Here is a 231-nt window from a genome sequence, read left to right as displayed (position 1 = left end):
AAGACAAGTTGTCTCCGCACTGAAAAAAACCTTGATAGTATTTATCAGCGTGTTCTCCCTGATCCTGTTCTTTGGCTTCATCATTCCGCTTTTACTCGAACTGAAGCTTTCGTCATTCTCCTGGCTAATCTCCTGGAGTTTTTGGAAAGTCATCTTAATCATTGTCAGCGCCCTTGCCGCACTGTATCTAGTGGGAACATGCCTAAACAAAGCGGACCAGTTCCTGAAACA

Annotated in this window: 1 protein-coding gene; it reads left to right on the top strand. The window is 44.2% G+C overall.

The window, feature by feature from the left end; translation table 11 throughout:
• A partial coding sequence (locus tag H2O73_RS22005) for a hypothetical protein (protein ID WP_220457796.1) occupies nt 1-231 on the top strand: 231 nt, incomplete at both ends.

The sequence above is a fragment of the Vibrio marinisediminis genome (genome assembly GCF_014050145.1).
GTDB classification, from domain to species: Bacteria; Pseudomonadota; Gammaproteobacteria; order Enterobacterales; family Vibrionaceae; genus Vibrio; species Vibrio marinisediminis.
This window is presented reverse-complemented; position numbering and strand designations above follow the sequence as displayed.